This is a genomic window from Brevundimonas sp. (assembly GCF_032107865.1).
Taxonomy (GTDB): domain Bacteria; phylum Pseudomonadota; class Alphaproteobacteria; order Caulobacterales; family Caulobacteraceae; genus Brevundimonas.
Map to the genome: position 1 here is coordinate 1 of NZ_DAMCNG010000142.1, position 7,138 is coordinate 7,138.

A 7,138-nucleotide genomic window follows, 5' to 3' on the forward strand; every position below is an offset into this window, starting at 1 on the left:
CGGCCCCGGCGTGAAAGCGTAAGCGGCCACGCGATCGGCCACGCCCGACAGGGTGACGCCCGCCACCATCACCGCATCCACCCGCGTCTTGGCCGAGCGCCGCAGCAGCCGCCCGGCGACCTGGGCGGCCGTGTCGAAGAAGGCCTCCCCCTCCAGCAGCACCAGAACCGGCCAACCGCTGGGCGGCCGTTCGCCCTGAGGCGTCGCCACCCGTACATCCACGGCGGGCGCGCCATCGACAGCGGGCAGGCGGATGGCGTAGGGCTGGGTGGTGTCGGGAGCCGCGTCCTTCTGGGACGGGTCTGCAGGGGCGGGCGAGGTCAGCGTCATACGGCCACCCTAGCCTATCTGGCCATTGATATGTATTGCGACGCATTCTCTGAGTGGAGTTCGTGAATTGGCGAACGCTGAAAACGCCGTGCCCGAGGCGGTCGTCGCCTATTCCAGAAGCGCGCGGACCAAGCTGTTCGCCATCGCCATTCTGGCTGCGCTGGCGGCGGCGGCCCTGCTGCTGGACATCGCCACCGGCCCGTCGTCGATCTCGCCCCTGACAGTGCTGCAGGGCGTGTTCGATCCGTCCAGCCTGACCACGGCCCAGCAGGCCATCGTCTGGCAGGTGCGCCTGCCCTACGCCCTGATGGCGATGATGGTCGGCGCGGCGCTGGCCCTGGCGGGCGCCGAGATGCAGACGGTGCTGAACAATCCGCTGGCCAGCCCCTTTACGCTGGGCGTCTCCTCTGCCGCCTCGTTCGGGGCGTCGCTGGCGATCGTGCTGGGTCTGGGATCGTCCTTCATCGGGGCGGACTGGCTGGTGCCGTTGAACGCCTTCGTCTTCGCCTTCGGTTCGGTGCTGGCGCTGCAGGCCCTGGCGCGGATGAAGGGGTCGGGGATCGAGAGCATCGTCCTGTTCGGCATCGCGCTCGTTTTCGCCTTCAACGCCCTGACGGCCCTGGTGCAGTTCCTGTCCTCGGCCGAGGCGCTGCAGCAGCTGGTGTTCTGGACCATGGGGTCGCTGTCGCGCGCGACCTGGAGCAATGTCGCGGCCCTGGCGGTCGTGCTGGTCATGGTGACGCCCTTCTCGCTTCTGTCCTCGCGCGCCCTGACGGCGCTGCGGCTGGGCGAGGATCGGGCCATGAGTTTCGGCGTCGATGTGAAGCGGCTGCGCTTCCTGTCGCTGCTGCGGGTCAGCCTGCTGTCGGCGACGGCCGTGGCCTTCGTCGGCGCCATCGGCTTCATCGGCCTGGTCGGGCCGCACATCGCCCGCCTGCTGGTCGGCGAGGATCACCGCTACTTCCTGCCCGCCAGCATCCTGGCCGGGGCGGTCATCATGTCGCTGGCCTCGGCGGCGTCCAAGATCATCGTGCCGGGCGTGCTGATGCCCGTCGGTATCGTCACCGCCGTGATCGGGGTGCCGGTCTTCCTGCTGCTGATCTTCCGCAACGGAGGCCGGGCATGAGCGAACTGTCGATCAGCGGCCTCGACGCCGGTTACGGCGGCCAGCCCATCATCAGCGGCTTCAGCCTGCCGCCCCTGACCGCAGGCGAAGTCGTCTCGGTCGTCGGCCCCAACGGGGCGGGCAAGAGCACCCTGTTGCGCAGTCTGGCGGGCCTGATCCCGGCGCACGGTTCGATCCGGCTGGACGAAACCGAGCTGACGCGGCTGTCGCTGGCCGACCGGGCCAAGCGCGTCACCTACATGCCGCAGACCCTGCCGCAGGGCGTGGCCCTGACGGTGCTAGAGACGGTGGTGGCCTCGATCCGCGCCACGCCCCTGCGCGGCGCCGTCTACACCGACGCCCAGGCGGCCGAGCGCGCCTATGAGGTGCTGCAACGCATCAACGCCGAGGCTCTGGCCGGGCAGCGTCTGGACCGGCTGTCGGGCGGCCAGAAACAGCTGGCGGGTCTGGCCCAAGCCCTGGCGCGCGAGCCGCGCCTGCTGCTGCTGGACGAGCCCACCAGCGCCCTGGACCTGCACTATCAGCTGCGCGTGCTGGACCTGGCGCGCGAGGCGGCGGCCGAACGGGGCATGACGGTGATGATCGTCCTGCACGACCTTCAGGCGGCGGCGCGCGTCTCGGACCGGATCGCCGTCATGGCCAAGGGGCGGCTAGTCGCCTTCGGAACGCCGGACGAGGCGATCACGCCCGATATCCTGGCCGAGGTCTATCGCGTCTCGGCCCGCGTCCAGCGCTGCGACCGCGGCGTGCTGCAGGTCATGATCGACGACGTTCTGACGGGCTGAGCGCCCCGCCCCCAATCTCTTCAAGCCAAGAAAAAGGCCCGGCTGCATCTACGGCCGGGCCTTTCCTTATTCAGTCCCGATCGGGATCAGGGACGGATCAGCGTCACCACATCGCCGGTCGGGTCGACCGGGACCGGCGTGCCGGCCGGGGCGCCGCGCGGCAGGCCGCGCGCCTTGTTCGAGACGTAGACAGCGTTGGTCGCGCGGTCGATGGCGATGGTCTGGGGGAAGGTGCCCGTCTCCAGGTTCGCCTTCACCGCATAGGTATCCGAATCCAGCACCGTCACCGTGCCCGCCTGGCGGTTGGCGACGTAGATTTGCTTGACCGCGCCGTTGTAGGCGACGCTCAAGGCGCCCGCGCCGGTGGCGACCTTGTGGATCAGGGCGCCGGTGTCGGCGTTCAGCACCGTCAGCTCGCCCGACTTCTGGTTGGCGACGAACAGGCGACGGCCTTCGGAATCGACCGCGACGTTGATGGTCGAGTCGCCGTGCGACGGCCATTTGCCGACCGTTTCGCCGGTAGCCAGGTCGATGGCGGCGACTTCATTGCTGCTCATGCCCGTGACGTAGAGGCGGTTCGTCGAGGGATCGAGCGCCGCGCCCGTCAGGCCGCCGACCGTGGCGGTGATGGTGCGCTCGACCGTGTTGGTCGCGCCGTCGATGACCCAGATCAGGTTCGGCTTGGAGGCGTCGCCCGCCTCGCCGCCGACGACGCTGATGTAGACCTTGTTGTTCGCCTCATCGACGACGACCTGGCGGACGTGGGCGCCTTCTTCGTCGCCGTTGCGGATGGTGGCGATCACCGCGCCCGTGCGGGCGTTGATGGCCGTGATGACGCCCGCGCGCGTGTCGGTGCCGTACAGCACCTGGGTGCGGGTGTTCAGGTTCAGGCCGAACAGCGGATTGGCCGAGACGTCGACCGAGGATTCCGGCGCCAGCGTCTGGCCTTGCAGACGGACGATCTGGGCCTGGTTGGCGCCGCGCGGGCCGACGGCGGCGACATAGAGGTCGTTGTCGGCCGGGTTGAAGACGATCTCGTACAGACCGCCGGGGGCGACCTTGACGGTCTTCTCGATCGTCTGGGCCGAGGCGGTCGACGCCATCACCAGAGCGGCGAAGGCGGTGGCGGTCAGAATGCCGTTGCGAAGGGTGATCATGGCGGTTCTCCGGGATGAAATCAGGCGGCCGGGACCAGGTCGGTCCAGTAATCCCCGCGATAGGGGACGGCCAGGAAGTCCTTGTTAATCGTGTCCAGCGTGGCGCGCGGGTCCAGGTCGGCGAACAGCTCGGGCTGGATCCACTTGGCCAGCACCTCGGTGGCGACGATGTCGATGGGCGAGTTGATCAGTTGGTGCGACAGGCCGTGGACCTGGCCCTCGCGCACCGCCTTCAGGGTCGACAGGCCGCGGCGCCCGGCCACGCGCCGCAGCGAGGCGCGCGAGGTCTCGACGTCGTATTTCGGGCCGACGACGAAGCCGCCGGTCTTCTCCAGATGCGGGCCGCCGGTAGCGATATAGATGTCGGGATCGCGCTCGACCACAAACTCCAGGTTCAGCTTGCCCGACGGCTGTTTCAGCACCTCGGCGCCGATGTTGCGGGCGCCGACGAAGGTCAGATAGTCGCCGATGTTCCCTGCCCCCACCGAGTTGCAGCAGTCCGGCCCGTTGCCCGCGTGCGCTTCCAGGAAGACGGTCGGCTTCTGCTCATCCTTCAGCCCGGCCACACGGTCGGAGATGATCTTCAGTCGGGCGGCGCGGAAGGCGTTGTAGGCCTCGGCCTGTTCCTCGCGGCCGATCATGGACCCCAGCAGGCTCAGGCTGCGCGGCTGGTTCTGGAACGGGTGCTGGAAGAAGTCGATGTAGGCCACGCGCACACCCGCCTGCTCCAACTGGGCGGTCTGGGCGTCGGTCGGGCCGGAATCCAGCGACACCAGGGCTACCTGCGGCTGGGCGCCCAGCACCGCCTCGACGTTAAAGGCGGCGGCCGAACTCGGCGTCTTGGGCAGGGTCGCCAGCGCCGGCGTCTTCTCCAGATAGGCGGCGTAGATGTCCGGGCTGAGGCGGTTCACGTCGCCCGCCCAGGCGGCCAGCAGACTGACCGGATCAGGATGGATCAGCGACAGGGCGATCAGGAAACGGCTGTCGTCGATCGACAGTTTCGTCACCGGGGGGGTGATCGCCAGCGGCCGGTCGCGCAGGTCGGTCAGCAGGGAGGATGGCGCGGCCTGGTCCCGGCGCGTGCAGGCGGCGGCCCCGGTCGCCATCAGGGCGGCGGCGCCCAGCAGCAGGGCCCGACGTCCCAACCTCACCTCGACCATCGGCACGTTCTCCGCCCATTCGCCAGCGACGCCAGCGGCGCTTCGCCTCGACGCTTAATGATAATCAGTGTCAGCTTCAATCGCTGATTTGTCGCATGAAGCGACCCCGCCCTTCAGCGCGGCGGGATGATCCGGGCGAAACGAGCGGCGTCCCCGCCGGGACGCGCCCGGTTCGTCGGCTGTTCCTGACGCACGGCCTCGGTCAGAGCCTTGGGATCGTCGCAGAAGATACGGTGCAGCATGGCCATGACGGCCTCGGCCCGCTCGTCGGCCAGGGAATAATAGATGGAGCGCGACTCACGCCGGGTCTTCACCAGCCCCGACTGGCGCAGTTCGGCCAGTTGTTGCGACAGACCCGGCTGGCGCAGGCCCAGTTCCTGTTCCAGTTGACCGACCGAACGTTCCTGTCCGGCGATATGGCACAGGATCAGCAGGCGGTTGGCGTTGGCCAGTTGCCGCAGCAGTTCCGCCGCCTCGGGCGCGGCGGTCTTCAACTGCTCCAGATCGGCGTCGGCGGGTTTCATCGCGGCCCCGGCTGATAATACCAGGCGTCATCGCCCGCCAGCACATCGCCGAAATCCGTCGGCGCCGCCTGGAGCATGGGCACGCCGGGGGTCCAGCCTTCGGGCGCCGAGGCCCCTTCCCGATCCGCCGCCTGCAAGGCCGTGATCAGGCGCAGCAGCTCCTCGACCGAACGGCCGACGTTCATCGGATACCAGCTGATGGCCCGCACCACGCCGTTCGGGTCAATGACGAAGGTGGCGCGCACCGAGGCGCTGTCGGGCGCCGCCGGGTCGATCATCCCATAGGCCTGGGCGATGACCATGGAGGGGTCTTCGATGATCGGAAACTCCACCGTCACGCCGAAGCGGTCGCGGATGTCCTTCAGCCACGCCAGGTGGGAATAGAGGCTGTCGACCGACAGGCCCAGCAGCTCACAGCCGATGGCGGTGAAGTCCGCCTGACGCCGGGCCAGGGCGATGAACTCGCTGGTGCAGACCGGGGTGAAGTCCGCCGGGTGCGAGAAGAAGGCCAGCCAGCGCCCGCGATAATCGCTCAGCCGACGCTGGCCGCGCGTCGTGCGCGCGGCGAAATCCGGCGCCGCCTCATTGATCCGCAGAGGCCGCAGCAAAGGCGTGTCCGTCATCGAGTCGGTTTCCATGCCATAGGGCTACGCGTCGCCGAGGCGTAGCGCACCTTGAAAACAATTACTTGCATATAATATGTAAATATCTAATTGCTTGATCCAGATCAATGCGGAGAGACGCCGTGACCGACGCCCCCATCGACCCCGCCCGCGATTATGCGAGGGAATTGATCGAGGCCGCCCTGACGAACGAGGCCCAGCGGCCCGTCGTCAAATCCTTCTTCGACCCCGCCACCTTCACCGTCAGCCATGTGGTGCGCGACCCCGGCTCGAACGCCTGCGCCATCATCGACAGCGTGCTGGATTACGATCAGGCGGCGGGCCGCACCTCGACCGCCTCGGCCGAGGCCCTGATCGCCTACGTCGAGGCTGAAGACCTTAAGGTCCAGTGGCTGCTGGAGACGCACGCCCACGCCGATCACCTGTCGGCCGCGCCCTATCTGCAAGAGCGCCTCGGCGGCCGCCTGGCCATCGGCCGCGACATCATCAAGGTGCAGGACGTCTTCGGCAAAGTCTTCAACGAGGGAACCGAATTCCGCCGCGATGGCAGCCAGTTCGACCAGCTGTTCGACGACGGCGACCGCTTCGCCATCGGCGGGCTTCAGGCCACGGTCCTGCACGTGCCCGGCCACACCCCCGCCTGTCTGGCCTATGCGGTCGGCGACGCCGTCTTCCCCGGCGACACCCTGTTCATGCCCGATTACGGCACGGCGCGCTGCGACTTCCCCGGCGGCGATGCGCGGACGCTGTATCGCTCGATCCAGCGGCTGCTGTCCCTGCCCCCGGCGGCGCGCGTCTTCCTGTGCCACGACTACAAGGCGCCGCCCGCCCGCACAGAATTCGCCTGGGAAACGACCATCGGCGATCAGTGCGCCTGCAACATCCACGTCCGCGACGACGTCAGCGAGGACGAGTTCGTCGCCATGCGCACCGCCCGCGACGCCACCTTGTCCATGCCGCGCCTGATTCTGCCTTCGGTTCAGGTCAACATGAACGGCGGCCGCATGCCCGAGCCGGAAGACAACGGCGTCCGCTACCTGAAAGTGCCCATCAACGCGCTCTGACGCGCTTCCTTTTCCTCAAGCTTAGAGAACCGCACCATGGATATCCGCCCGCTGGAAGACCGCCTGCATGTCTCGCCGCAGATCCTGCCTGAGGAGGTCCAGACGGCGGCCGCCCAGGGCTATCGCGCCATCATCTCCAACCGCCCCGACGCCGAAGAGCCGGGCCAGCCGATGACCGAGGACATCCGCGCCGCCGCCGAAGCCGCGGGCCTGCCCTTCGTCCACATCCCGGTGCGCGGCGGGGCCATGACGCCCGACGACATCGCCCGCTTCAAGGCGGCGCTGGCTGAACTGCCCCAGCCCATCCTCGGCTACTGCCGCTCGGGCACCCGCACCACCTTCCTGTGGGCGCTGTCGCAAGCGGGCGAG

The 7,138-nt window shown here is 68.3% G+C and carries 8 protein-coding genes and 1 pseudogene; 4 read left to right on the forward strand and 5 right to left on the reverse strand.

The window, feature by feature from the left end:
* A pseudogene (locus RT567_RS11625) lies at positions 1-330 on the reverse strand (alpha/beta hydrolase); the annotation flags it as partial.
* A 67-nt stretch (positions 331-397) separates the two neighbouring features.
* Between RT567_RS11625 and RT567_RS11630 the strand changes: the two are divergent.
* Together RT567_RS11630 and RT567_RS11635 are read left to right on the forward strand one after the other, a co-directional pair.
* Positions 398-1,456 (forward strand): iron ABC transporter permease, encoded by a 1,059-nt coding sequence (locus tag RT567_RS11630; protein WP_313576510.1) that lies wholly within the window; start codon positions 398-400, stop codon positions 1,454-1,456.
* The gene (locus RT567_RS11635; protein WP_313576511.1) at positions 1,453-2,241 is read left to right on the forward strand and encodes an ABC transporter ATP-binding protein; all 789 of its coding nucleotides are present in this window, start codon (positions 1,453-1,455) and stop codon (positions 2,239-2,241) included. The genes RT567_RS11630 and RT567_RS11635 overlap by 4 nt, the downstream gene beginning before the upstream one ends.
* Before the next feature lie 86 nt (positions 2,242-2,327).
* Here the strand turns inward: RT567_RS11635 and RT567_RS11640 are convergent, their stop codons facing one another.
* From RT567_RS11640 to RT567_RS11655, 4 genes are all read right to left on the reverse strand, one after another.
* Entirely contained in the window at positions 2,328-3,398 is a 1,071-nt protein-coding gene (locus RT567_RS11640; RefSeq protein WP_313576512.1) for a YncE family protein, read from the reverse strand.
* A 20-nt stretch (positions 3,399-3,418) separates the two neighbouring features.
* Positions 3,419-4,549, reverse strand: coding sequence for an ABC transporter substrate-binding protein (locus RT567_RS11645; RefSeq protein WP_313576517.1), 1,131 nt, complete (start codon positions 4,547-4,549; stop codon positions 3,419-3,421).
* Between the two features lie 122 nt (positions 4,550-4,671).
* A complete protein-coding gene (locus RT567_RS11650; RefSeq protein WP_313576513.1) occupies positions 4,672-5,082 on the reverse strand; it encodes a metalloregulator ArsR/SmtB family transcription factor in 411 nt (136 codons plus the stop codon).
* Positions 5,079-5,720, reverse strand: coding sequence for a peroxiredoxin (locus RT567_RS11655; RefSeq protein WP_313576514.1), 642 nt, complete (start codon positions 5,718-5,720; stop codon positions 5,079-5,081). Before RT567_RS11655 ends, RT567_RS11650 begins: the two co-directional genes overlap by 4 nt.
* Before the next feature lie 92 nt (positions 5,721-5,812).
* Here RT567_RS11655 and RT567_RS11660 point away from each other — a divergent pair, with 92 nt between their 5' ends.
* The gene (locus tag RT567_RS11660) at positions 5,813-6,769 is read left to right on the forward strand and encodes an MBL fold metallo-hydrolase (RefSeq protein WP_313576515.1); all 957 of its coding nucleotides are present in this window, start codon (positions 5,813-5,815) and stop codon (positions 6,767-6,769) included.
* Between the two features lie 36 nt (positions 6,770-6,805).
* Positions 6,806-7,138 (forward strand): TIGR01244 family sulfur transferase (locus RT567_RS11665; protein ID WP_313576516.1); only part of this gene is annotated, 333 nt, incomplete at its 3' end.

Excerpts from the sequence above, each read along its gene's own strand:
- RT567_RS11635 (WP_313576511.1), top strand. The coding sequence starts at position 1,453 with ATGAGCGAACTGTCGATCAGCGGCCTCGACGCCGGTTACGGCGGCCAG.
- RT567_RS11640 (WP_313576512.1), bottom strand. The coding sequence starts at position 3,398 with ATGATCACCCTTCGCAACGGCATTCTGACCGCCACCGCCTTCGCCGCT.
- RT567_RS11650 (WP_313576513.1), bottom strand. The coding sequence starts at position 5,082 with ATGAAACCCGCCGACGCCGATCTGGAGCAGTTGAAGACCGCCGCGCCC.
- RT567_RS11655 (WP_313576514.1), bottom strand. The coding sequence starts at position 5,720 with ATGGAAACCGACTCGATGACGGACACGCCTTTGCTGCGGCCTCTGCGG.
- RT567_RS11660 (WP_313576515.1), top strand. The coding sequence starts at position 5,813 with ATGCGGAGAGACGCCGTGACCGACGCCCCCATCGACCCCGCCCGCGAT.